Origin of the sequence: Massilia genomosp. 1, assembly GCF_011682185.1 — a bacterium.
Lineage (GTDB): Bacteria > Pseudomonadota > Gammaproteobacteria > Burkholderiales > Burkholderiaceae_D > Telluria_A > Telluria_A rubra.
The window spans coordinates 1-25,486 of record NZ_WHJF01000070.1 but is presented as its reverse complement, the minus strand read 5'-3'; the positions used below and the strand labels follow the sequence as shown (position 1 = coordinate 25,486).

Annotated in this window: 18 protein-coding genes and 1 tRNA gene; 14 read left to right on the top strand and 5 right to left on the bottom strand. The window is 65.6% G+C overall.

The features are described from left to right. Complete coding sequence (locus F1735_RS22665; RefSeq protein WP_167239034.1) at nt 1-2,895, bottom strand: response regulator; 2,895 nt, start codon at nt 2,893-2,895, stop codon at nt 1-3. A 328-nt stretch (nt 2,896-3,223) separates the two neighbouring features. Between F1735_RS22665 and F1735_RS22660 the strand changes: the two genes are divergently transcribed. The 4 genes from F1735_RS22660 to F1735_RS36710 all read left to right on the top strand — a co-directional run bounded on the left by F1735_RS22660 (nt 3,224) and on the right by F1735_RS36710 (nt 7,020). Beyond that, entirely contained in the window at nt 3,224-5,020 is a 1,797-nt protein-coding gene (locus F1735_RS22660) for a PAS domain-containing sensor histidine kinase (RefSeq protein ID WP_222853057.1), read from the top strand. Between the two features lie 2 nt (nt 5,021-5,022). Next, entirely contained in the window at nt 5,023-5,400 is a 378-nt protein-coding gene (locus F1735_RS22655; RefSeq protein ID WP_167239033.1) for a response regulator, read from the top strand. After that, nucleotides 5,397-6,653 carry a putative bifunctional diguanylate cyclase/phosphodiesterase gene (locus F1735_RS22650; RefSeq protein ID WP_229505908.1) on the top strand — a complete coding sequence of 419 codons (1,257 nt, stop codon included), beginning with the start codon at nt 5,397-5,399 and terminating at the stop codon, nt 6,651-6,653. Before F1735_RS22655 ends, F1735_RS22650 begins: the two co-directional genes overlap by 4 nt. A gap of 91 nt (nt 6,654-6,744) precedes the next feature. Continuing rightward, a complete protein-coding gene (locus F1735_RS36710) occupies nt 6,745-7,020 on the top strand; it encodes a response regulator (protein WP_229505907.1) in 276 nt (91 codons plus the stop codon). Between the two features lie 9 nt (nt 7,021-7,029). Here F1735_RS36710 and F1735_RS22645 read toward each other — a convergent pair whose 3' ends face one another. After that, nucleotides 7,030-7,782 carry a hypothetical protein gene (locus F1735_RS22645; RefSeq protein WP_167239032.1) on the bottom strand — a complete coding sequence of 251 codons (753 nt, stop codon included), beginning with the start codon at nt 7,780-7,782 and terminating at the stop codon, nt 7,030-7,032. Between F1735_RS22645 and F1735_RS22640 the strand changes: the two genes are divergently transcribed. Then, nucleotides 7,775-8,554, top strand: coding sequence for a ComF family protein (locus tag F1735_RS22640; RefSeq protein ID WP_167239031.1), 780 nt, complete (start codon nt 7,775-7,777; stop codon nt 8,552-8,554). The genes F1735_RS22645 and F1735_RS22640 overlap by 8 nt on opposite strands. Beyond that, nucleotides 8,551-9,180 carry a hypothetical protein gene (locus F1735_RS22635; RefSeq protein WP_187364325.1) on the top strand — a complete coding sequence of 210 codons (630 nt, stop codon included), beginning with the start codon at nt 8,551-8,553 and terminating at the stop codon, nt 9,178-9,180. The genes F1735_RS22640 and F1735_RS22635 overlap by 4 nt, the downstream gene beginning before the upstream one ends. Before the next feature lie 75 nt (nt 9,181-9,255). Here the strand turns inward: F1735_RS22635 and F1735_RS22630 are convergent, their stop codons facing one another. Next, complete coding sequence (locus F1735_RS22630) at nt 9,256-9,483, bottom strand: YbdD/YjiX family protein (protein WP_229505906.1); 228 nt, start codon at nt 9,481-9,483, stop codon at nt 9,256-9,258. Further along, nucleotides 9,480-11,543 carry a carbon starvation CstA family protein gene (locus tag F1735_RS22625; RefSeq protein WP_167239030.1) on the bottom strand — a complete coding sequence of 688 codons (2,064 nt, stop codon included), beginning with the start codon at nt 11,541-11,543 and terminating at the stop codon, nt 9,480-9,482. Before F1735_RS22625 ends, F1735_RS22630 begins: the two co-directional genes overlap by 4 nt. 216 nt (nt 11,544-11,759) lie before the next feature. Between F1735_RS22625 and F1735_RS22620 the strand changes: the two genes are divergently transcribed. The 8 genes from F1735_RS22620 to F1735_RS22585 all read left to right on the top strand — a co-directional run bounded on the left by F1735_RS22620 (nt 11,760) and on the right by F1735_RS22585 (nt 25,168). Further along, nucleotides 11,760-13,178, top strand: a complete 1,419-nt coding sequence (locus tag F1735_RS22620) for a cache domain-containing protein (RefSeq protein WP_167239029.1) — start codon at nt 11,760-11,762, stop codon at nt 13,176-13,178. Beyond that, nucleotides 13,175-13,804 carry a response regulator gene (locus tag F1735_RS22615; RefSeq protein WP_167239028.1) on the top strand — a complete coding sequence of 210 codons (630 nt, stop codon included), beginning with the start codon at nt 13,175-13,177 and terminating at the stop codon, nt 13,802-13,804. The genes F1735_RS22620 and F1735_RS22615 overlap by 4 nt, the downstream gene beginning before the upstream one ends. A gap of 113 nt (nt 13,805-13,917) precedes the next feature. Beyond that, on the top strand, nt 13,918-15,114 hold the full coding sequence (locus tag F1735_RS22610) for an HDOD domain-containing protein (RefSeq protein WP_308627935.1): 1,197 nt from the start codon (nt 13,918-13,920) through the stop codon (nt 15,112-15,114). 1 nt (nt 15,115) lies between these two features. Beyond that, complete coding sequence (locus tag F1735_RS22605) at nt 15,116-17,149, top strand: putative bifunctional diguanylate cyclase/phosphodiesterase (RefSeq protein WP_167239027.1); 2,034 nt, start codon at nt 15,116-15,118, stop codon at nt 17,147-17,149. Nucleotides 17,150-17,274: 125 nt separating this feature from the next. Beyond that, nucleotides 17,275-18,879: a calcium-binding protein gene (locus F1735_RS37495; RefSeq protein ID WP_167239026.1), complete on the top strand. Its 1,605-nt coding sequence runs from the start codon at nt 17,275-17,277 to the stop codon at nt 18,877-18,879. Nucleotides 18,880-19,032: 153 nt separating this feature from the next. Beyond that, nucleotides 19,033-22,887, top strand: coding sequence for a calcium-binding protein (locus F1735_RS37915; protein ID WP_167239025.1), 3,855 nt, complete (start codon nt 19,033-19,035; stop codon nt 22,885-22,887). Nucleotides 22,888-23,041: 154 nt separating this feature from the next. Beyond that, nucleotides 23,042-25,030 (top strand): calcium-binding protein, encoded by a 1,989-nt coding sequence (locus tag F1735_RS22590; RefSeq protein WP_167239024.1) that lies wholly within the window; start codon nt 23,042-23,044, stop codon nt 25,028-25,030. Between the two features lie 48 nt (nt 25,031-25,078). Beyond that, nucleotides 25,079-25,168, top strand: a tRNA-Ser gene (locus F1735_RS22585). Here F1735_RS22585 and F1735_RS22580 read toward each other — a convergent pair. Next, entirely contained in the window at nt 25,154-25,372 is a 219-nt protein-coding gene (locus tag F1735_RS22580) for a helix-turn-helix transcriptional regulator (protein ID WP_167239040.1), read from the bottom strand. The two genes, F1735_RS22585 and F1735_RS22580, sit on opposite strands and share 15 nt — an antisense overlap. Nucleotides 25,373-25,486 lie beyond the last annotated feature (114 nt).

The window sequence follows — 25,486 nt, the reverse complement described above, 5'->3', positions numbered from 1 at the left end:
TCAGTGTTCCTTCTCTAGGAGGGCATGCAGCGAGTGGCACACGGCCTTGAATTCCCGCTCCATGTCGGTAAGAATGCCGGACGCGCCTTCGGTAGTATCGGTGCGGCCCAGCGTTTCCATGTCTTTGCACATCTGCGCCAGCGTCTCGGCGCCGACGTTGGCGCTGCTCGACTTGAGACTGTGCGCGATCTTGCGCAGGTTGCCGGGATCGACTCCGGCAATGGCCTGGCGCAGCGTGTTCAGGTGCTGCGGCGTGTCGCCGACGTAAGCGGCGACCACGCGCTGCACCAGCGCGTCGCCGCGCTCCTTGCTCAGCGCCCGGATGTTTTCGAGCGCGTGACGGTTGATGACGTCGCGCTGCACCGCGTTTTCGCGCAGCACGGCGCCGTGCGCGGGCGCCAGCAGCGCCGCCGGCGCCGTCCGGGCCGGCGCCGCCGGTGCAATCGGTGCGGCCGCTGGCGGCGCGGCCCGCTCGTCGTGATGGACGCTGCCGGGCAGCGGCAGGGTGATCCAGCGTCCCAGCACGGTGGCCAGTTCCTGCTGCGTGAATGGTTTGCTCAGGTAGTCGTCCATCCCGGCCGCCAGGCAGGCTTCCTGGTCGCCCTGCAGCGCGTTGGCGGTAATCGCAATGATCGGCAAGGTGCGCGCGCGGCCGCATTCGCGTTCGTGGCGGCGGATTTCGGCGGTGGCCGCAAAGCCGTCCATGACCGGCATCTGGCAATCCATCAGCACCACGTCGTAGCCGTCGGTGCGGGCGGCGGCCAGCGCTTCGGCGCCGTTGCGGGCGCAGTACACGCCCAGGCCGAGCGAGTCGAGCATGGCGGTCGCCACTTCGACGTTGACCGGATTGTCTTCGGCCAGCAGCACGCGCTGGCGGCGCAGCTTGCGCCCCGCCGGCGCGGCCGGGGCGCGCGCCACGGGGGCCGCCGCCAGCGCGCTGGCCGGCTTGCCGCGCGGGCGCGTCATGATGCATTCGAACAGGTCGGCCGCGCGCGCCGGTTTGATCAACTGGTAGGCCACGCCGGCGTCGCGCCGCTGCACCGGATCGGCCGCCAGGCGGTTGTCGCTGATGAGCATGATGCGGGTGGCGCTGGTGGCCGGGTCGCCCTTGATGCCGGCCGCCAGCGACAGGCCGCTGGTGCGCTCGAGGTCCATGTCGATGATCGCCACTTCGTACGGCCGCCCCGCGTGCGCCGCCGCCAGCAGGCGGTCGACCGCGTCCGCCGCCGATACGGCGCTGTCGCTGGCCACCTGCCACTCGGCCAGCTGGCGTTCGAGGCTGGCGCGGCTGGCGGCCTGCTCGTCGACGATCAGCACGCGCATGCCTTCGGTCATGCGCAGGCTGGCGTCGAGCATGTTCGGGTCGACCCGGCGCTTGTCGAAGCTGACCGTGAACCAGAAGATCGAACCATGCGGGGATGCATTGTCGACCCCGATCTTGCCGCCCATGAGTTCGACCAGCTGGCGCGAGATGGCCAGTCCCAGGCCGGTGCCGCCGTACTTGCGCGTGGTCGAGCTGTCGGCCTGCGAAAAGGCGTCGAAGATCCGGCTGCGCGCCTCGCGCGAGACGCCGATGCCGGTGTCATGCACTTCGAAGCGCAGGCCGACGCTGGCGCCATCTTCGGTTTCGACATCGACCTTGGCCAGGATCTGGCCGCGCTCGGTAAACTTGAGCGCGTTGCCGATCAGGTTGGCCATGATCTGGCGCAGGCGGTTGGGGTCGCCGCAGATGGCGATCGGGATATCGTTGGCGATCGCAAAGTCGAGCGCGATGCCTTTCGCCTGCGCTTGCGGGGTGTAGATGGTGTTGATGTCGTCCAGCAAGTCCCACAGGTTGAAATTGATGTACTCGATCGACAGCTTGCCGGCCTCGATCTTGGAAAAGTCGAGAATGTCGTTGATGATCACCAACAGGTGCTCGCCGGAACGCTTGACCAGCTTGGTGTAGTTGCGCTGGGTATCGTTCAGCGACGTGCTGAGCAGCATCTCGGTCATGCCGAGCACGCCATTCATGGGGGTGCGGATTTCGTGGCTCATGGTGGCCAAAAAGGCGCTCTTGGCGCGGCTGGCCGCTTCGGCCGCATTCTTGGCCTTTTCCAGCTGTTCGGTGCGCACGCTGACCTGGCGTTCGAGCTCGTCGCGATGGTGGGTGAGGGCGGCGCCGCGTCCTTCGATCTGGGCCAGCATGGCGTTGAAACTGTCGATCAGCGAACCCATCTCGTCGGTGCGCTCGTGCGCGATGCGCAGGTTGTAGTTCTGGCTGGCCGAGACCTTTTGCGCTGCGTTGATGAGCTTGGCGACAGGGTCGGCGATGCTGGCCTTGAAGCGGCTCGCCAGCATCAGCGACATCAGCAGCGAGCCCCCCATGGCGCAAGCGATGATGCCCAGGCTTTTCAGGATGTCGAGCCACATCAGGGTCAGGTCCGCTTCGATCATCACGATGCCGACCTGGTAGTTGGCGTTGATCACGGGGCGGTACAGGCGCATGCGGCTGGACCAGAAACGACTGCCCTGGCGGCTCGCTTCGGCCAGCACGTCTTCGTCCAGGTTCATTTCGGGCGCGCTCGGTTCCGGCTCGGCCTGGCCGTTGCGCATGTAGCGGGCAAACAACTTGCCTTTGCGGTCGAACAAGACCGCGCTCGAGATTTCGACCTTGGCCTTGAGCGCGGACAAGGTGGCGCTGGCCTGGTCGCGGTCGTTGAACATCAGTGCGTCGACGCTGTTGGTGCCGATCACGCCGGCGAACGAGGACAGTTGCATGCCTTCATCCTTGCGGTGGCTGAGCACGGACGTGACGGCGAAGGCGATGAAGACGAAGAACAGGGCGGTGCCGGTCGACAGGAACGAGATGATCGTCAGTTTTTTGTTCAGGCTTGAGCGTTCGAAGTTCAGCATGATGGGACGACCCGGCAGAAAAAGTTCAATGTCCGGGAAATATGTCCCGCAGGAAAAATATACGGGGATTGATCCGGCCCGACTTTGATAAGGCACAAACGTGACGGGACGCTGTCAAAAAAAGCGACAGTGTCAAACAAACAGCTGTTCGTTTCCGTTTGCCGGGGCCGGGCAAGCTGGCCTGACAAAACACACGACTGTTGCTTTAACGCTTCATCTTTGTCGAATCCGGCGGCGTCCCTGTTAGAGTTGGACCGACTTGTGTTCCGCCAGCCATCGGTCCAGTCGCCATTGAACCCGCGGCCAGCCTGTTCCTCCGAAAGCGACCATGCATACGACTGGTTTTGGCATTGGCATGGGTGCTGCCGAGCACGCTTTAGGCCCGGACGGGAATACCGAGTTCAAGCGCCAGGAAAGCTTGCTCAAGACCGGCGCCCTGCAGGACGCCATTTTCAACAGCGCCTATTTTTCCAGCATCGCCACCGACGAAAAAGGCGTGATCCAGATCTTCAATGTCGGCGCCGAGCGCATGCTCGGCTATACCGCGCTCGACGTCGTCAACCGGATCACGCCGGCCGACATTTCGGACCCGCTCGAAGTGATCGCGCGCGCCAAGGCGCTCAGCGTGGAGCTCGACACGGCGATCACCCCCGGCTTCGAGGCGCTGGTGTTCAAGGCTTCGCGCGGCATCGAAGACATTTACGAACTGACCTATGTGCGCAAGGACGGCAGCCGCTTTCCGGCGATCGTGTCGGTCACCGCGCTGCGCGACGCCCAGGATGAAATCATTGCTTACTTGCTGATCGGTACCGGCAATACCGCCCGCAAGCAGGTCGAGGCGGCCCAGGCCCTGCTCGACCAGCGCCTGCGCGACCAGCAGTTCTATACCCGTTCGCTGATCGAGTCGAATCTCGACGCCCTGATGATGACCGATCCGCAAGGCATCATTTCAGACGTGAACCAGCAGATGGTCCCGCTCACCGGGCGCACCCGCGACGAACTGATCGGCGCGCCAAGCAAGAAGTTCTTTACCGACCAGAGCCAGGCGGACGCCGCCATCAAGCGCGTGCTGCAGGAAAACAAGGTGACCGATTACGAATTGACGGTGCGCGCGCTCAATGGCGTCGAAACGGTGGTGTCGTACAACGCCGCCACCTTCCACGACCGCGACCGCACGTTGCAGGGCGTGTTCGCCGCCGCGCGCGACGTGACCGAGCGCAAGCGTTTCGAACATACGCTGGAAGTGAAAAACATCGAGCTCGAGCGCGCCAGCCGCATGAAGTCCGAATTCCTGGCCACCATGTCGCACGAGTTGCGTACGCCGCTCAACGCGATCATCGGCTTTTCCGAAGCGCTGAAAGATGGTTTGCTGGGCGAAACCAGTGCCCTGCAAAACGAATGCATCGGCGATATCTTCAGCAGCGGCCAGCACTTGCTCTCGCTGATCAACGACATCCTCGACCTGTCGAAAGTCGACGCGGGCATGATGGCGCTCGAACTCGAACTGGTGGACTTGCAGGTTCTGCTGCCGGACAGCCTGACCATCGTGCGCGAAAAGGCCGCAGCGCAGGCAATTGCGCTGACCCTGGAAATCGGCGCCGACCTGGGCACGCCGCAACTGGACATCCGCAAGACCAGGCAAATCGTCTACAACCTGCTCTCGAACGCGGTCAAATTCAGCGGCCACGGGGGCGCGGTCACCTTGCACGCGCGCCGCGTGCCGCGCAGCGCCGTCGGCCACCTGGCCGGCGCCTGGCCGGTGCATGGGTTTGCGCTTGCTGAAAACGAGTTCAACGACTTTCTGGAGTTGTGCGTGGACGATGGCGGCATCGGCATCTCGGAGCCGGACATGGCCAAGCTGTTCCAGGCCTTCAGCCAGATCGACAGCAGCCTGGCGCCTAAATTCGAAGGATCCGGCCTGGGCCTGGCGATGGTGAAACAGCTGGCCGAGCTCCAGGGCGGCACGGTGGCCGTGGCCAGCGCCGCCGGCGAGGGCTCGCGCTTCGCCGTCTGGCTGCCGTTGCGCACGGCGCTGCCGGGAGCGCGCCCCGCCTTGCACGGCGCCACCCTGCGCCGCCCGGCCGCGGGCGCGCCCGAGGCTGCCGACGCCACGCGGGAGCACTGAGCATGGCAACCATCCTGCTCATTGAAGACAAACCGGCCAACATGAAGCTGGCCTCGCTCCTGCTGCGCCATGCCGGGCACGCCGTGCTGTGCGCGGTCGACGCCGAAAGCGGCCTGACGATGGCGCGTACCGAGCGCCCGGACCTGATCCTGATGGATATCCAGTTGCCGGGCATGGACGGCCTGGCGGCGACCGCACTGCTGAAACAGGATCGCGCCACCGGCGCCATCCCGGTGATCGCGCTGACCGCCATGACGATGAAGGAAGACCGCGCGAAAAGCGAGAGCGCCGGCTGCGACGCCTACATCGCCAAGCCGCTGCGCTACCAGGAGTTGTACGCCGCCATCGATGCCTTGCTGCCCCAGGGAGCGGCGGCATGAGCCTGCGCGCTCCCACCATCCTGATCGTCGACGACGAAGCCCGGAACCGGCGCCTGCTGGCGGTACTGTTGCGCCCGGAAGGATACAGCACCTCCAGCGCCGCCAGCGGCGAGGAAGCGCTGGCCGCCATCGGCGCGGAGGCGCCCGACCTGATCCTGCTCGACATTACCATGCCGGGCATGGATGGCTATCAAGTGGCGAGCATCCTGAAGTCGAACCCGGCCACGGGCGAGGAAATGCTGGGCATGGGCATGGCCGAACTGGTCGATACCAGCGACGCCAAGCTGGAACATCAATACGATGCCCTCATCGCTGGCGGCCTGAACCGCGACCAGCAGGAAATGCAGATGCAGCGCAGCGACGGCGTGACCGTGCAGGTGGAAGTGAACAGCCAGGCCATGCGCTCAGGAAATGATTGGACCATCGTGATCGTGGTGCGCGACATCACCGAGCGCAAGCAAGCGCAGCAGCGCGTGACCCATCTGGCCCATCACGATCCGCTCACGGGCCTGCCCAACCGCACCTTGTTTTACGCATCGCTGCAACGCACCGTGGCGCTGGCGCACGAGAGCGGCTCACTGGTGGCGCTCATGTTCATCGACCTCGACAATTTCAAGACGGTCAACGACACGCTCGGGCATGCGGTCGGCGACGAGCTGCTGGTACAGTTCAGCAACAGGCTGGTCCAATGCGTGCGCGTGCGCGACACCGTCGGCCGCCTGGGCGGGGACGAATTGGCGCTGATCCTGATCATGCAGGACGGCCAGCAGGGCGCGGTCGTGATCGCCGACAAGATCCGCGACGCCTTGCGCGCGCCCTTCGTGCTGCACGGGCACGAACTGAGCATCACGGCCGGCATCGGCATCACGCTCCATCCGGTCGATTCGTCCGATCCGGCCACCTTGATCAAGTATGCCGATACGGCGATGTACGAGGCCAAGCATGCCGGGCGCGACACCTACCGCTTTTTCACGGCCCAGATGAATGCCGACGTGCTGGCCCGCCTCAAGCTCGAGAAGGCGTTGCGGCAGGCGATCGAGAAGGAGCAATTCGTGTTGCATTACCAGCCCAAGGTACACCTCAACAGCGGCCGCGTGGCGGGCCTGGAAGCGCTGCTGCGACCAGATCCAGGGCTACTATGTCAGCCGCCCCCTGCCGGCCGAGCAGGTCAGCGCCTTCTTGTTGCAAAGGAAGGTGCTGGGCGCGCCGGCGGACCCCGACCAGGCCGGCAAGACGCTGTTGATCATCGATGACGATCCCTTCATGCTCGAGGTACTTGGCAACCTGTTCGGCTGCGACGGCTAGCGCATCCTGTGCGCAGGCCCGGCCGCCGAAGGCTTCGACATGCTGGCCTTGAACGAGGTGCAGGTGATCCTGTGCGACCAGTGCATGCCGTCAATGAGCGGCACGGATTTCCTCGACAAGGTCAAGGAGCTCTATCCGAAGACGTTCCGCATCGTGTTGTCGGGGCAAAGCGACCTGGCGTCGATCATCGCAGCGGTCAATTGCGGCGCCGTCCTGCGCTACTATACGAAGCCTTGGGATAAGCAGCTGCTGCGCGATCATGTGCGCGACGCATTTCGCCAATTTGCGGCCAGCCACGCCAAGGCGCCGGAATAGGCGCGATGGCTACTTCAGCAGCGCCTGCAGTTCCGGCAGCTTGAGCTTGCTTCCCATCATGTAGCCGGCGTCGTACACTGCGGCGAAAGCGGCCTGCAGTTCGCTGTCGGTCGGCGCCAGCGGACGCAGGCCCTTGGCAATGGCCGGGACCACCTCGCGCGTCACACGGCGGGTTTTTGCCGCCAGGATTTGCCAGAGCGAGAGCGCATAGCCGATCGCGAAGATGCCGATCCCGACCTTGTAACCGGAGCCCGGAAACAGCGCGCCGGCGGCGGCCCAGCCGGCCACGGTGGCAAGCACGCTGCCCAGGATGGTGTAGCCGGCTTGCTTGTCCATCACGACCGAGTTGTAGCATCGTTCCACCGTCGGCGCCAGCAACAGGAAGGGCTTCAGGATCAATTCGCTTCGTTCGGTGGGGGGGAAGTACGCGAGCGCGTTGCTGATCCGCGCTTCCAGCGCCAGTTCTTCCTGCCACACCTGTTCGAGGTTGGGAAAGGTGCTGGCCTGCAGTTCGGGCAGGGGAGCTGTTTCTTTCAAGATCTGTTTATACGTTGTCGACTCCGTCTTGAGCGGCGTCAGGCACGATTGGCAGATCCGCTCGAAGCCGGCCAGCTCGCCCTTGCCGACCGAGATGAAATACACATGGCTGGCGCGCCCGATCCGCCTGACCAGGAATGCTTGCGCCGACCTGCAGATGGGACAGAAGTCGGCAACATAGCCGAGCTTGCGATAGACGTTTTTCCTGCCCGAGATAATGACCATCAGTGCGTTCCAGATCCATGTTGTATCAGCTGTGTTGTATTTTACGCAATTGGGCGACGAATTGTGGGGGAAGGACAGGGATAATGCAAAAGGAATGCGGAAGCGGGCCTCTGTCCTGCGTCGATGCGGCTTGCCAGCAACGTCCTTGGGGCCACGCTGGTGGCAGCAGGGGGAAATCGAGATGCAAGTAGACGTTCTGGAAATTCATGGGCCATGGGATTGCGGCTTCGTGCTGGATCGTCACAGCACGCATTCCACGCTCACCGGGCATGACGCGCACGGCCATCCAACATTCGAGACCGACTACACAGAAGCCGGACGCGCCCTTTACGAACTTAAATCGCACGACGATTACGGACAGGTACCGGCGCTGGCCAAGGCGCTTTACACCCATATCATCCCTCGGTTGCCGAAGATCCATGTCGTCGTCCCCATGGCGCCGAGCAAGAAGAGGTCGCGGCAACCGGTCAGTCATGTGGCGGCTTACCTTGCCAGGATGCTGAAAGTGCCGGCTCAAAAGAAATTCCTGGTCAAAGCAGCCGGGAGCCGCTCATTGAAAGATCTCGCAAGCCGTGAGGAAAAAGATGCCGCATTGGCCGGTCGGCTCAGCCTCGCCCACGATCTCGACGGTGGTGGTCCCTTCAACGTTTTGCTCGTGGATGACCTGTACGAGACGGGCGCGTCGCTCGATGCCGCGTGCCAGGTCTTGCGGGAGTGTGAGAAAATACAGCATATTTACGTGGCAGCATTAACCTGGAGGCGCCCGAGATGACAACCATATTTATCGCGGGGTCGATCAAGATCAAGCATCTGCACGATGAGGTGCAGGTGCGGATCATGAATATCCTGTCGATGAATTACGAGGTCATTGTCGGCGATGCGGACGGCGCCGACAGTGCTATCCAGCAATTCCTGTTCGATCAGGGCGCCACCAAGGTCACGGTCTACTGCAGCGGCGACCGGCCGCGCAACAACATCGGCGGCTGGCTTGTGCATCAGGTCGCGACATACCACGCAAAACGCTCGCGCGCCTGGTTCACAGCGAAGGACGTGGCCATGGCGCAAGCGGCCGACCTTGGACTGATGGTATGGGATGGCATGAGTACCGGGACGCTGAGCAACATTATTGAATTGCTGGCCCGCAAGCGTAATTCGCTTGTCTTCACCAATATGGACCGGCAGTTTCACCGGATTCTGTGCGTTGATGACTTGCAGGCGCTGGTCGCCCGCATGGCCATTGCGGCGCGTGCCAAAGCCGACACCAACATCGACCTTTCCTCGCGCATCGAGCACCTGCTGTCGCGCGCCGTGCAGGACGACATCCTGGCGCTTCGCACCGCGCAGTCAGGCTCGCCAACCCCCATGCCAGTCGCGTTCGATTCTGCCGTTCCCTCTTAACGCCTGCTTGTGTGGCGGCTTGCCATGCAAAAGGGCGGTCGCAGCGTCCCTTTTCTGGTGCTTTGCGCGCGCCTGTCAGCAACACCCGCCGCGCTTGCCCGCGCCGCCGTAGCGCGCTTCCTGGCGCTCCCGGAAAAACGCTTCGTAGCTCATCATCGGCTGGCCCGGATGGGTCGCCTCCATGTGCGCCACGTAGGTGTCGTACTCGGGTAAGCCCACCATCAGGCGCATGCTTTGCCCGAGATAGCGGCCAGCCTGGGCCAGTCCGCGCCCGGCGTCCGCCAGGTGATCGAACATGCTCATGCCGGACTGGCCGCGCTGGCGACGAACGGGGTTTCCATCGAACTCGGCGCGGCGTCGGCGCGCGCCTTGAACACCGTGCGCGCCCCGAACACCAGCACCGACAGCACCACGAACATGAAAAAGCCCGCCAGCGAGGCGTCCAGGTAATCGTTGAAGACGATCTGGTGCATCTGCGCCATCGACTTGGCGGGCGCGAGCACCACGCCCTGGTCGATCGCGGCCTGGAATTTCTGCGCGTGCGCCACGAAACCGATGCGCACGTTGTCGTGAAAAATCTTCTGCCAGCCGGCGGTCAGGGTGCAGGCCAGCAGCCAGGCGGTAGGCACCATGGTCACCCACGCGTAGTTGGCGCGCTTCATCTTGAACAGCACGCAGGTGGCGAGGATCAGGGCAATGCCGGCCAGCATCTGGTTGGCGATGCCGAACAGCGGCCACAAGGTGTTGATGCCACCGAGCGGATCGACCACGCCCTGGTACAGGAAGTAGCCCCAGGCCGCCACGCACAGGGAGGTGGCGATCAGGTTGGCCGGAATCGATCCGGTGCGCTTGAGCGATGGCGCAAACGTGCCCAGCAAGTCCTGCAGCATGAAGCGCCCGGCGCGGGTGCCGGCGTCCACCGCCGTGAGGATGAACAGGGCTTCGAACAGGATCGCGAAGTGGTACCAGAAGGCCATCATGGTCTTGCCGCCGATGACGTTCGACAAGATGTTGGCCATGCCCACCGCCAGGGTCGGGGCACCGCCGGCGCGCGAGATGATGCTGCTCTCGCCGACGTCTTGCGCGGTCTGGGTCAGCATCTCGGGCGTGATGTAGAAGCCCATCTGCGTCACCGCCGCCGCCGCCGAGTCGGCCGTCGTGCCCAGAATGGCGGCCGGGCTGTTCATGGCGAAGTAGATGCCCGGCTCGATGGTCGAGGCGGCCACCAGCGCCATGATGGCGACGAACGATTCCATCAGCATCGCGCCATAGCCGATGAAGCGCATGTGCCGTTCGTTTTCGATCATCTTGGGCGTGGTGCCCGACGAGATGAGCGCGTGGAAGCCCGACACCGCGCCGCAGGCGATGGTAATGAACAGGAAGGGGAACAGGCTGCCCGACCAGACCGGGCCGCTGCCGTCGATGAATTTGGTCATGGCCGGCATCTTGAGGTCGGGCGCCACGATCAGGATGCCGATCGCCAGGCCGACAATGGTGCCGATCTTGAGGAAGGTGGACAGGTAGTCGCGCGGCGCCAGCAGCAGCCACACGGGAATCACGGAAGCGACAAAACCGTAGCCGATCAGCATCCAGGTCAGTTCGGTGCCGGTGAAGGTGAACATGGGACCGAGCACGGCGTGTTCCTGCACATATTGGCCGCCGATAATGGCCAGCATCAGCAGCACGAAGCCGATCAGCGACACTTCGCCGATCCGTCCCACCCGCACGAAGCGCGAATACACGCCCATGAACAGGGCGATCGGAATGGTGGCCATGACGGTGAAGCTGCCCCACGGCGAACCGGTCAGGGCCTTGACCACGATCAGCGCCAGCACCGCGAGAATGATGACCATGATCATGAAGGTGCCGAGCAGGGCGATGACGCCCGGAATGTCGCCCAGTTCCGACTTGATCAGGTCGCCCAGCGAGCGGCCGTCGCGGCGCGTCGAGATGAACAGGATGATGAAATCCTGCACCGCGCCGGCCAGCACCACGCCGGCCAGGATCCACATCATGCCGGGCAGGTAGCCCATCTGCGCGGCCAGCACCGGGCCGACCAGGGGTCCGGCGCCGGCAATCGCCGCGAAATGGTGGCCGAACAGCACATATTTATTGGTGGGAACGTAGTCGAGGCCATCGTTGAACTTCTCGGCCGGGGTCTGGCGCCGCGCGTCGAGCCCGAGCACCTTGTCGGCCAGAAAAGAGCTGTAGAAGCGGTAGGCGATCAGGTACACGCAGACGGCCGCGGCGACGATCCAGATTGCATTGATGGCTTCGCCGCGCTTGAGCGCGATGGTGCCGAGCGCGCAGGCGCCGAAAATCGATAGCGCAGCCCAGCCGAGCTGGCTTGACAGACGTTTCATGGTGACTCCTCCAAGGTGTTGTGATCGTCCGTGCTGGCTGGACCGGTCAAAGCCGGTGCAATTGCGCACAGCGTGATTCAGTATCGAATGGGCTTGCCTGTGCAGCAAGCGCAGCACTACGCAGCGCCTTGCGTGTTACTACGTAGCCGCCACGGCCGCCGGCGTCGTAGAATCGTGGCTTGTTCACAAAGCCGTCAATGGCAGGCCGGGCGTTGTATGAAGTTAAGGCAAAAGGTCATCTTTCTCGCGATCACGCCGCTGATCCTGGCGCTGTGTACGATCGCGCTGTTCGTGCGCCACCAGGCCATCACCCTGGCCCAGCAGCAGCGCGACACCATCCAGCAAGCCTGGCTGGCCAGCAAGGAAGCCGAACTCAAGCATTACGTGGACCTGGCCACGCGCTCGGTCGCGCATCTGGTCGATTCCGGCAAGCGCGACCAGGCCACCCTGGACGAAGCCAAGCGCATCCTGTCGACCCTGAGCTATGGCGATGACGGCTATTTCTTCGTCTATGATTTCCAGGGAAACAGCCTGATGCATCCGCGCCAGCCGGAACTGGTGGGGCGCAACCTGTGGGAGATGCGCGACGTCAACGGCGAGCCGACCATCCAGCGCCTGGTGGAACGCGCCAGGGCCGGCGGCGGGCTGCAACGCTACATCTGGGCCAAGCCGTCGATCAACAAGTCGGCGCCCAAGCTCGGCTATGTGGTCCCGATCGAGAACTGGGGCTGGATGCTGGGCACCGGCATTTACCTGGACGATGTGGACGCCGCGCTGGCCAAGATCGACGCCCAGCAGTCGCGCAATATCCAGAGTACCATGCAGTGGATCGCGCTGCTGGCGATCGTCAGCGCGCTGGTGGTGGCCAGTTCCGGGCTGGCCCTCAACATCAGCGAGCTGCGCGTGGCCGACGCCAAGCTCAAGGTGCTGGCCCAGCGCGTGGTCGAGTCGCAGGAGCAGGAGCGGGCGCGCCTGTCGCGCGACCTGCACGACGGCATCAGCCAGTGGCTGGTGTCGATCAAGCTGCAGATCGAGGCGGGCGTGATCCGCCTCGGCGGCGACGCCGACCAGCAGCAAAAGGCGCGCGCCAGTTTCGAGCACACCGCCGGCCAGCTCAACGATGTGCTGGGCGAGGTGCGGCGCATCTCGCACAACCTGCGCCCGGCCATCCTCGACGACCTGGGCCTGGCCGCCGCGCTCGAGCACCTGGCGCACGAAGCGACCCAGAACAGCGCGCTGCCGGTGCGCTTTGTCGCGCGCGGGGTTACCGATGGCTTGCCGGACGTGGCCAACACGGTGCTGTTTCGCATCGCCCAGGAAGCGCTGACCAATATCGAGCGCCACGCCGGCGCGCGCCAGGTCGACATCACCTTGGCGCGCGAGGACAACAATGTGACGCTGACGATCGCCGACGACGGCGCCGGGTTCGACGCCGCCAGCGTGGCAATCCACCCCAAGCGCGGCATCGGCCTGCGCAACATGATGGAACGGATGGACGCCATCGGCGGCCAACTGGCCATCACCTCGTCCGCGGCCGGCACCTCGGTGCAAGCGGCGGCCCCACTGCCAGGCAAGCCAGGCAAGCCAGGCAAGCCAGGCAAGCCAGGCAAGCCAGGCAAGGGTACACGCGCATGAGCAAGCTGATTCATATCCTGCTGGTGGACGACCACCCCCTGGTGCGCGACGGCTTGCGCGCGCGCCTCGAAGCGGTGCCGCATTTGCGCGTGGTGGCCGAGGCCGACGGCGCCGAAGAGGCGCTGCGCCAGGCCTTTGATCACGCCATCGACCTGGTGCTGATGGACATCAACATGCGCGGCATCAGCGGCATCGAAGCGAGCGCCCGTTTCCGCCAGCAATTCCCGGCCATCGCGGTGCTGATCCTGTCGATGCACGACAAGGTCGAATACGTCAGCCAGGCGATGCAGGCCGGCGCGCGCGGCTACGTGCTCAAGGATGCGCCGGGCAAGGATATCGTGCTCGCCATCGAAACCGTGATGGCGGGCGGTATTTACTACAGCGCCGCGCTGGCGCGCCAGCTGGCCCGTCCCGGCGTGCAAGAGAACCAGCTCTCGGCGCGCGAGCAGGAAGTGTTGCAGCAACTGGCCGGCGGGCATTCCAACAAGCAAATCGCGCGCACGCTCGACCTCTCGGTACGCACCGTGGAAACGCACCGCCTCAATATCAAGCGCAAACTCGGCATCGAAGGGCAGGCCGAACTGATCAGATATGCCGTGCAGCACGCACGTTTTGAAGGAAGCTAGTATCCTTCTGCTTTCGCGCGAAGTAATGATGACGAACTGCTATCGCCCGAGCCAGGAAGTGGTTGCTTCCTATCATTATCTCAACTAAGATTACCTAACCCACTAACGCAAAGATGCCGATGGCCGCCTTCGATACAACACCGTTCCCGTTGGTAGAGATGCACGCGGCGGCCAACGCGCAAAACGAGTGGCTGGCGCTGATCGTGCGGGTCGGCGGCGCTCCCGGCGCCGCTCACGCGGCCGCCTTGCAACAGGTGTTCGGCGCGCCCGGCCTGCTCACCGCCATCGCGCCGCTCGACTGCATCGTGCCGCTCGCCTCGCCCGCCGTATTGACCCCGTCGCTGCTGGCGCTGACGCCGCCCAACCGCGTGATCTTTGCGGTCAGCGCCGCCGTGCTGGCCGACCAGGCCCTGGTCAAGCAAACGCTGGCGCTGCACGAGCAGGGTTACCGCGTGCTGCTCGACGGCCCGGCCGACGACAGCGTCAAGCTGGCGCCGGCCTTGCGCGCGGTCGCGCTCGATTGCGGCGCGGGCTTGCCTGTCGCGCGCGGCGGTCGATACCAGGTCCTGTCCCTGTTCGGCCCGCACCTGGCGTACCGGGTCGACAGCGCGGCGCGCTTTGCCGACTGCGTCGAGGCCGGCTTCGAATGGCTGGCCGGCGACTGGCCGCTGCATCCCTCGCCGCAGGCCAAGGCGCATGACGGCACCTCGCGCAAGCGCCTGCTGGCCTTGCTGGGCCTGCTGGCGCGCGATGCCGAATCGCGCGAGCTCGAGCAATTGCTCAAGCAGGACCCGGCGCTGTCCTACCACTTGCTCAAGCTGGTCAACTCGGCCGCGTTCGCGCTCAGCACCCAGATCACCAGCTTCGGCCAGGCCATCAACCTGCTGGGCCGGCGCCAGTTGCAGCGCTGGCTGCAACTGCTGCTGTACGCGCGCCAGCAGCCCGACGGCATGGCCAATCCGCTGCTGCCGCTGGCCGCCTTGCGCGCGGCCCAGCTCGAATGCCTGTGCAAGTTGCAGGGCGGCGAACGCGAGCAACAGGATGTGGCTTTCATGACCGGCGTGTTTTCGCTGCTCGACGTGCTGTTCGGCATGCCGATGGAAGACATCGTCGGCGCGCTCGGCCTGGCGCCGGCCGCGGCCGAAGCGCTGCTGCTGCGAGAAGGGCGCCTCGGCGAACAGCTGCGCCTGGTGGAACAAGGCGTGGCGGCGCCGGCGCAACTGGCCGCGCTCGGCATCGACCATGCGCAATGGTGGCAAAGCCAGCTGCACGCCTATCACTGGGCGATCCAGGTCGGCAGGAACCTGTAGGATGCATGTCAGCCCCGCGACCGATTTCCTGACCAGTAGTGCCGCGCTGTGCGCCGCCGTGCTCAACCTGCGCGGCGAGCAGCTTGCGGCCGAACTCGGGCGCATTGCGCGCGAGCTGCTGGCCAGCCCGCACGGCAGCTTCGTCCTGTCCGGCCAAGCCTGCGGGCCGGCGCTTGACGGCGCCGGCGCCCGGCTCGCCTGCGCGGTCGCCAGCGGCGCCGTCGACTATGGCCGCCTGGTGGTCGGCGGGCGCGCCGCCTACGACGAGCACGATGCGCGCCTGCTGGCCGGCCTGGCCGCGCTGGCCGCCAGCCTGCTCAAGGTCAACGACTTCGCGCTGCGCTCGACCCAGGCTTACCTCGACCTCGAAGCGGAGCTGTCGCACCAGGCCCAGATCCTCGACCAGATCCACGAGTCGGTGCTGACGATGGACCAGACCGGCTACATCACCAGCTGGAACAAGGGCGCCGAGCGCCTGTTCGGCTACAGCGCCCAGGAAGCGGTGGGGCGCAACATCCTGTTCCTGTACGCCGATGAAGACACCGCCTTCCACGACGCCTTCGTGGAGCAGGGCGGGCGCATGATGGAAGTGCGGCGCCGCAAAAAATCGGGCGAGGTGTTCTGGGCCAGCCTGTCGCTCTCGCCGCTGCGCGACCGCGAGCAGCGCCCGGTCGGCCTGATCGCCTACCTGACCGATATCACCGAGCGCAAGCACGCCGAAGAGCGCCTGCACCACCTGGCTTACTACGACGCCCTGACCGGCCTGCCGAACCGCAGCCTGATGGCCAAGCTGGTCGACCAGGCCTTGACCTCGGCCCAGCGCAAGGGCGCCACCGCCTGCATCCTGTTCGTCGACCTGAACCGCTTCAAGATGTTCAACGACACCCTCGGGCGCGCCACCGGCGACGAATTGCTCAAGCAGGTGGCGCAGCGCTTCAAGCAGGTGCTGCGCGAGCAGGACGTGGTGGCGCGCCTGTCGGGCGACGAATTCGCGGTCGGCCTGTTCGACATCCGTGAGCATTTCGAAGCGACCACGGTGGCGCACAAGCTGCAGGCGGCGCTGGTCGAGCCCTTTCCGATCGAAGGGCACGACCTGCGCGTGGGCGCCAGCATCGGCATCAGCGTCTATCCGCAGGACGGGGGCGACGCCGAAGCCTTGCTGCGCGTGGCCGACATCGCCATGGCGCGCGCCAAGCTCGGCGGCGACGGCGACAGCGTCACCTTCTACAGTCACGACATGAACCAGGGCATGCAGGAACGCATGCGCCTCGAATCGGGCTTGCGCCAGGCCCTGGCCGATGGCGAACTGCTGCTGCACTACCAGCCCAAGTTCGACATCGGCACCCGTTCCCTGGTCGGCGCCGAGGCGCTGGTGCGCTGGCTGCATCCGCAGCGCGGCCTGGTGCCGCCGGCCGAATTCATACCGCTGGCCGAAGCGACCGGCCTCATCGTCCAGCTGGGCGAATGGGTGTTGGAGGCGGCCTGCGCCCAGGCGGCGCACTGGCAGGCGGCCGGGCTGCCGCCGTTCCGGCTGGCGGTGAACGTGTCGGCGCGCGAGTTTTCGGCCGCCTTGCCGGCGCGCGTGAGCGAGACGCTGGCGCGCTACCAGCTCGATCCGTCCTGGCTGGAACTGGAAATCACCGAAAGCACCCTGATGCACGACATCGAGCGCGTGATCGCCATCATGGACCGCATCACCGCGCTCGGCGTGAGCCTGTCGCTGGACGACTTCGGCACTGGCTATTCGAGCCTGTCGTACCTGAAGCGCTTCCCGATCGACACCCTGAAAATCGACCGCTCGTTTACCACCGGTCTGCCGTTCGACGGCAACGACTGCGCCATCGCCAGCACCATCATCAGCATCGGGCGCCAGCTGCGCCACAAGGTCATTGCCGAAGGCGTGGAAACGCAGCAGCAGCTGGCATTCTTGCGCGACGCCGGCTGCGATGAAGTGCAGGGCTACCTGTTCTCGCGCCCGCTGCCGGCGGCCGCCTTCGAGGCCGCGCTGCGCGCCGGCTGGGCCGAACCCGGCTGAGTTTCTATTCTAATGTAAGATTCTTTCTGGACATGATTATCCCGTGAAGGCATGATGTCAAGCTGTAAATATTGCCACGTTACACACGCTGGCGCTCCAGCTTTTTATCACTTGCAAGGATGATCATGACGACTTTTACCTTTGACACCAGGATGCCGGGGCTGACACTGACCGGTACCGCAGGCAACGATACACTTTCCGGCGGCGAGGGTGACGACTTGCTCAGCGGCGGCGATGGCGACGACGTCCTGTACGCACAAGAAGGCAACGACACGCTCGACGGCGGGGCCGGCGACGACGAGATTCTTGTGATGACGGGGTCTGACCGCGCACCGCGCAGGACCACCGTGCTGGGCGGCGCCGGCAACGATACGATCTTGATTGCGGACCACGTTACCGGTTCCACTGTGGATGTTCTCGGCGGCAGCGGCATCGATACGTTTTACTTCCTCAATCACCAGCACCGCGAAAGCACGGTGATCCGCGACTTCCAGGTTGGCGTCGGCGGCGACCAGTTGAAGCTCGATGCCTTGTTCCCGCTCACCGCCAATCCATTCGGCAGCGCCGGCTACCTGCGCCTGGTCCAGAGCGGCAACGATACCTTGTTCCAGCGCGATGACGATGGCGCGGCGGGCGCTGCCACCTTCCACACGCTGGCCACCCTCTCCGGCGTGCTGGCCAGCAGCCTGCAGGCGGCCAATATCGCGAGCCGATACCGTCCCGACGGCGCCGAAGGCGGCCGCTACTTCCTGGGATCGCATCGCGACGACTACCTCCACGGCGGCGCCGGTGCCGATACCCTGGCGGGCTTGGGCGGCGACGACGGGCTCAATGGCGACGCCGGCGACGACGTGCTGTATGGCGAGGAGGGCAACGACCGCCTGCACGGGGATGACGGCAACGATCTGGTCGACGGGGGCGGCGGGGCCGACCTGGTCGAAGGCGATGCCGGAAACGACACCCTCAACGGCGGCGCCGGCAACGATACGCTCGACGGCGGCAGCGGCGATGACCTGCTTGCCGGCGGCGATGGCAACGATCTGCTGATGGACGGCCAGGGCAGCGATACGCTGTTCGGCGGCAACGGCGACGATGAACTGGTGCTGATTCACGGCCAAGGCGTGCTCGACGGTGGGGCGGGTAACGATACCCTCGATGGCGGGCGCGGCGGGGCGCAGCTGAACGGCGGCAGCGGCAACGATTATCTGAAAGTGCGCGGGCAGGGCGACAGCGGCCTGTTCGGCGGCAGCGGCCGCGATGTGTTCGAGATCACCCTCACCGACCAGGGACGCGTGGTGGTCGGGGGCGGAGCGGACGACGATACCGTCATCGTTCACCTCGGGTACGCCGGGAGCGGCAGCCTGACCGCCATTGGCGGACCCGGTATCGACACCTACCGGCTGGACCGCTTGCCGGACATGGAAAGCGTCGTCGTCAAGGACTTCAGCGCCGGCCCGGGCGGTGACCGGATCGACTTGCCGGAATCGCTCGCGCGCGTCATGGGCGCCGGCGACGCCTTGCGGCTCGGCTATGTGCGCCTGGTGCAAAGCGGCACCTCGACCCTGGTGCAGCTCGACTTCGATGGCGAGGGCGGCAGCAACCATGTCGACAGCTTCATGACCTTGCAGAATGTGCAAGCCAGTGCGTTGACCGTGGATAACTTCATCAATACGTCGGCAGCGCTGGTGCAACTGGTGGGCGTGACGCCGGACCAGCTTCCCGCTGTCTGACCGGCGCCGCCAACAATGACATCCCGCGCGGCGGTACGCGGGATGCTCACATGCTGTTACATTTTGTTTAATTTTAACTCCTGTACATTCCTATCGGGTACGGGCATGATCGACGTTGAACGCCATCAAGCAACCATCATTCCCGGGACCCCCATGACCACTTCCAGCGCCGTCACCGAGCAGCACGCCGACCTCGCCAGCACCAATGCCCTCCAGGCCAGCCCGAGTACCACCGTGGCCGGCACCGGCCGCGATCTGCAGGGGTGGAGCGGGGATGACATCCTGTATGGCACCGAGTTCAACGACACGATGTCGGGCAACGGTGGCTCGGACCGGATGTGGGGCTATGCGGGCGACGACTACATTGTCAGCAACGACCCGGACGACACCGACGCCGGGAGCGACACCCTGTTCGGCTTCGACGGCAACGACACGCTTCTCGGTGCGCGCGGCGACGACGTCCTGGTCGGCCACGCCGGCAACGACTTCCTCGATGGCGGCGCCGGCAACGACGACCTCAGGGGCGAACTGGGCGACGACACCCTGCAGGGCGGCGCGGGCCACGACACGCTCAACGATTACGAAGGCAAGGTTGCGCTGTCCGGCGGCGCCGGCGTCGACTTCCTGTACTCCGAACGGGGCGGCAGCGGCTTGCTCGACGGCGGCATGGATAACGATGTCTTGCTCGGCGACGGCCAGGATACCTATCTCGGCGGCGGCGGCGCCGACCGCATCACGATCCGCGCCCGGGCCAATGAGGCGCTCGCCACCACCCTGGCCGACGGTGGCGATGGCAACGACCTGTTCAGCGTGGCATTCCTGAACAAGGGTACGGCGCGCGTGACCGGCGGCGGCGGGCGCGACGTGTACCTGCTGGAACGCGAGAGCGGTCCCGCCGGCTACACGGTCACCGATTTCGCCGTCGGCCCCGAGGGCGACCGGATCGACCTCAGCAAGCTGCTGGCCGGGATCGAGCTGTCGCTGGGCGACCCGTTTTCAAGCCAGCGCGGCTATCTGAAACTGGTGCAGGAAGGCGCCGACACGGTGCTGCAATTCGACGCCGACGGCGCCAAGGGCACGGCGGCCGCCTTCAAGACCGTGCTGCGGCTCGAAGGCGTGGCCGCCGCATCGGTGGCGCCGAACATCTCCACCAGCGAGGTCCTCCCGGCCGGCATCGACGATGGCGAGACCTTCATCGGCGACGGGCGCAACGACAACATCTCCGGCTCCCACCTGAATGACCGCTACGAAGGCAACGGCGGCGCCGACGTGTTCTGGTCGGGCGCTGGCCGCGACACCCTGCTTGGCGGCGCCGGCAACGACAGGCTGTTCGGCCAGGACGGCGACGACCAGCTCGACGGTGGCGAGGGCGACGACCGCCTGGATGGCGGCACAGGATCGAATACCGTGCTCGGCGGCGCCGGCAATGACCAGCTGTCGGTGGACTACGCGGGCGACAGCCTGCTCGATGGGGGCGCTGGCAACGATACCCTGCAAGCGGGCGGTTACCGGTCCTCCAAGTTCGGCACGGTGCAGCTGATCGGCGGCGCCGGCGACGACCGCATCGAGATCTCCGACGCGCCGTCGGCGGTGACCGTGAACGCCAGCGGCGGCAGCGGACAAGACAGCTACCGCCTGACGGTGTACAGCGCGCAAACCATCGCGAAGGTGACTGTGAGCGATTTTTCGGTGGGCGCGGAAAACGATGTCATCGACCTGTACCTGTCCGACCTGTCGTCGAGCTATACCGGCAATCCGTTCGGCGCCGACGGCTACCTGCGCCTGGAACAGCGCGGCGCCGACACGCTACTGCGCTACGACCCGGACGGCGCGGCCGGCGCCAAACCCCTGTTCGACATCATGACCCTGCGCAACGTAAGCGCCGCCAGCCTCAGCGTCGCCAATTTCAAGCAGGCTTACGACCCCTCGGCCGCCTTCTTCGGCCGGGTGCTCACCGGCACGGCGGGCGCCGACAGCATCGAAGGCGACGAACGCGCCGAACACCTGATCGGCCTGGGCGGCAGCGACACCCTGCTGGGCGGCGCGGGCGACGACCTGGTCGAAGGCGGCGACGATGGCGACCTGTTGCAAGGCGGCGCCGGCATCGACAGCATCTTCGGCGGCAACGGCGACGACACGCTGGCCGGCGAAGTCGGCAACGACAGCCTGGTGGGCGGGGACGGCAACGATACCATGGGTGGCGGCGCGGGCGACGACTACCTCAACGGCGACGATGGCGACGACATTCTCACCGATGTCGAAGGCAACAACGTCGTGCTCGGCGGCTACGGACGGGACGTCATCGTCACGACCGGCACCGGCAGCGACAAGGTCGACGGCGGCGCCGGCGACGACACCATCACCGGCGGCGTTGGCGATACCCTTGTCGGCGGCTATGGCGATAATCACCTGATCGCCGATTTTACGGGCGGCGCCAAAGGTGTGGTCAAGCTGATCGGCACCAGCGGCAACGACCTGCTCACCTTCGGCCCTTCGCTGGCATTCCAGGACGTCGTCGCCAGCGGCGGCGAGTACGGCGGCGACATCTTCACGTTCGCGGCCGGCGCCCACGGCGGGCAGGTGACCATCACCGACTTGCATCTCGGCTACCTTAACGATGCGATCGACCTGGACGCCCTGATTCCGCAGGTGGCGGGCAATTACCTCAGCAACCCGTTCGGCGCGCTCGGCTACCTCCGCGTGCAGCAGCAAGGCAACAGCACACAGTTGCAGTTCGACGCGGACGGCGCCGCCGGCAGCGCGGCGAGCTTTCGCACCATCCTCACCATCGACGCCGTGGTGCCCGCCCAGCTCACCGCCAGCCACATTGTGGGCGGCATGAATCCGGACGGCTCCGAGAACGGCATTGTCCTGACCGGCTTTCACTATGGCGAAACGCTCAACGGCGGGCGCAGCAACGATACGCTCGACGGCGGCTGGGGCGATGACAAGCTGTTTGGTTTCCAGGGTAACGATCTGCTCAAGGGCAATGAAGAAAACGACACGCTGTACGGCGGCGCGGGCGACGACCGCCTTGAAGGCGAGACCGGTGGCGACACGCTGTTCGGTGAGGATGGCGTCGACAGCCTGCTGGGCGGGGCGGGCAACGACAAGCTCGACGGCGGCGCAGGCAATGACGTGCTCGACGGCGGCAGCGCGAGCGATACGCTGCAGGGCGGACTGGGCGACGATGTGCTCGACGGCGGCTTCGATAATGATACGCTGGACGGCGGCGAGGGCGCCGACATCCTCAAGGCCGGCGATGGCGACGACCGCTACGATGGCGGCGCCGGCAACGATGAACTGAGCGGCGGCGAAGGCAACGACGTGCTGCGCGGCGGCGCCGGCGATGACACCCTGAACGGCGGCAATGGCGACGATGCGCTGCATGCTGATGCGGGCGACGACGTGCTCGACGGCGGCGCCGGCAACGACACCCTCGATGGCGGCAGCGGCAGCGTGCAACTGAACGGCGGCTATGGCAAGGACCTGCTGAAAGTCACGGGCAGCGGCAACAGCGGCCTGTTCGGCGGGCGCGGGGCCGACCTGATCGAGATCGCCGCAACGCAGCAAGCGGTGGCGGGGCGCGTGCTCGCGTCCGGCGGCGAGGATGCCGACACCATCGTCTTCACGCGCGGGGCGCTTGACAACACGGCGCTGACCGCCAGCGGCGGGGCCGGCATCGACACCTACCAGCTGCGCGGCGAAGGACGCCTGGGCAGCCTGACCGTGAAGGATTTCGCGGCCGGCGCCGGAGGCGACCGGATCGACCTGAGCGGCCTGGCCTTGCCTGCCGGGGTGCTCGAATTCGTGCAAAGCGGCAGCGCCACCCTGGTGCGCTTCGACGCCGACGGCGCGGCCGGCCCGCTGCTTGCCGCCACCCTGATGACCTTGCAAAACGTACTCGCCAGCAGCATGACGAGCGACAACGTGGTCGCGCTCGCCGGCGCGCCGGTGCAACTGGTGGGCGTGGCCGATGCGGCAGCGGCCGCGTTCATCCTCGGCTGACCGGGGCAAGCGCAGGACGATTGCCACGCACCCGTCGTGCGCACGGGCGTGGCAAGGCGCATCTCGACACTGGCCGGGGAACGGCGCATCATAGCGATCCGCGCCCGGCGCGACGCCCATCTTGCCTCGATTCAACCTTCTGCGAGGGATTGCCATGACCACATTTTTCATGCTGTCCGAGGCCGACGACGAGCTGTTACGTCCGGCAAATTTCCTGGCGACCGGCCTGACCTTGACCGGCACCGCCAATAATGACATCCTGCGCGGCGGCGCGCTCGACGACCTGATTTTCGGCCTGGGTGGCGCCGACCTGATTCGCGGCGCGGGCGGCAACGACTACATCGACGGCGGCGATGAGGACGGCCCGGGCGACCGCCTGTACGGCGGCGACGGCGCCGACAGCGTGTTCGGCGGCGCCGGCGACGACGTCATGTTCGGCGACGCCGGCAACGACGTGCTCGACGGCGAGGCCGGCAGCGACCAGATCGACGGCGGGGCCGGCGACGACCTGGTCAGCGGCGGCGACGGGCGCGACTTCCTGACCGACAATCTCGGCAGCAACATTCTTATCGGTGGCGCGGGCGACGACAGCCTGAGCGCCACCGGCGCCGGGGCCGACCGGCTTGAGGGCGGCGCCGGCAACGACGGGCTCGAAGGCGGCAACGGCAACGACAGCCTGTATGGCGGCGCCGGCCACGACTCGCTGACGGCCAGGGCGGCGCCGGGCAGCACGGCGTCCGGCGAGTGGCTGCTGTCCGGCGGCGACGGCGACGACACGCTGGGCTTTCATGCAACGGCGGCGCCGATCATGGTACACGCCAGCGGCGGCGCCGGCAGCGACGCGTTTGCGTTTTCCCAGGGCGTGCATGGCGAAACCATCATCATCGAGGGTTTCGTGGCCGGCCCCGGTGGCGACAAGCTCGCCATCGGCTCCCTGCAGCCCTACTACAACAGCAATCCCTTCGGCGCCCCCGGCTACGCGCGCCTGCTGCAGCAAGGCAGCGATACCCTGGTGCAGATCGACGCCGACGGCGCCCTTGGTGGCGCCGCCACATTCCGCACCGTGGCCACCTTGCCCGGCGTACGCGCGCAGGACGTCTTGCCGAACAACTTCGTCGAAGGCTATAACCAGGATGGCTCGCTCAACGGCATGCTGGTGCAGGCCGGCGGCGGCAGCGACTTTATCCTCGGCGGCGTGCTCAACGACACCCTCCACGGCGGGGCCGGCGACGATCACCTGCTCGGCTATTTTGGCGCCGACGTGTTGCGCGGCGAAGACGGGGTCGACGACCTGGACGGCTCTTACGGGAACGACCTGCTCGACGGCGGCGCCGGCGGCGATTACCTGACTGGCGCAGAAGGAAACGACACCTTGTACGGCGGCGCTGGCGACGACTTGCTGGCGGGCAAGGAAGGCGACGACTTGCTGTATGGCGGCGATGGCGACGACCAGCTGTTCGGCGAGGGCAACGATATGCTCAACGGCGGCAACGGCAACGACTCCATGTCCGCCTACTATGGCAGCTACGTGATCGACGGCGGGGCGGGGGACGACCTGATCAACACTGCCGCCATCGATGGCTTGCTCAATGGTGGGGGCGGCAACGACACCATCAAGTTGCAGACCGACGCCGACGTGGGCGCCTTCGGGGGCGCGGGCCGCGACCGGATCGAGATCACCGCCAACGATTACCTGGCGCAAGGGCGGGTGGTGGCCAGCGGCGGCGAGGGCGACGACGTCATCATCCTGACGCGCCAGACGCAAAATGCGAACCTGGTGACGGCCATCGGCGGGGGCGGCAGCGACCGCTTCGGCGTGGTGGGGAGCGTGGGCACGAGCATCTTCAGCGTGCGCGATTTTGCGGTGGGCGCGGGCGGCGACCGGATCGACGTGTCGGCCCTCCTGGGCGGCGCGGTGCCGCCGGGCGACCCGTTCGCCAGCGGCGTGCTGCGTTACCTGCAAAGCGGGAACGACACGCTGGTGCAGTTCGACGCCGACGGGGCAGCCGGTGCGCAGGCGGATTTTGTCACGATGATGAAGTTGCAGGGGGTGCTGGCGACGAGCTTGACGGCGGAGAACCTGATAACCGTCATGGAACCGCTTGTGGTCGGGGTTGCCGCTGCGGAGTGGGGCATGGGCTGAGGGCAAATTGCCCAAGGCCGGGGGTTTTCTGTATAATCGCGTTCTGCAGGAAGCGTGGCCGAGCGGTTGAAGGCACCAGTCTTGAAAACTGGCGACGGTGTGAGCCGTTCGTGAGTTCGAATCTCACCGCTTCCGCCATTTAATAGAAAAAGCCCCTATGATGGGGCTTTTTCCATAATTGCTACCCACACTTCTACCCACATCGCTAATTGTGGGTACGTGACCTTGCCGATGCGATGCGATGCATTGCTCTTGCCAGCCGGCGATTTCGCTTGAGTCCCAGACCACAGCGCGAGGCCCTAAACTAATCGGCTTCGGGAACGTTCCGGCGTAACTGTTCAGCCCCTATGAAGGGATATCAGAAACCTGAAAATTTTTCTTAAAAGACGTGCAAAAACGGTAACTGTTTAGCCTGAGCGAGCACGTGCCAGAGTTGTTCGTTTCTTGAAATCGGTC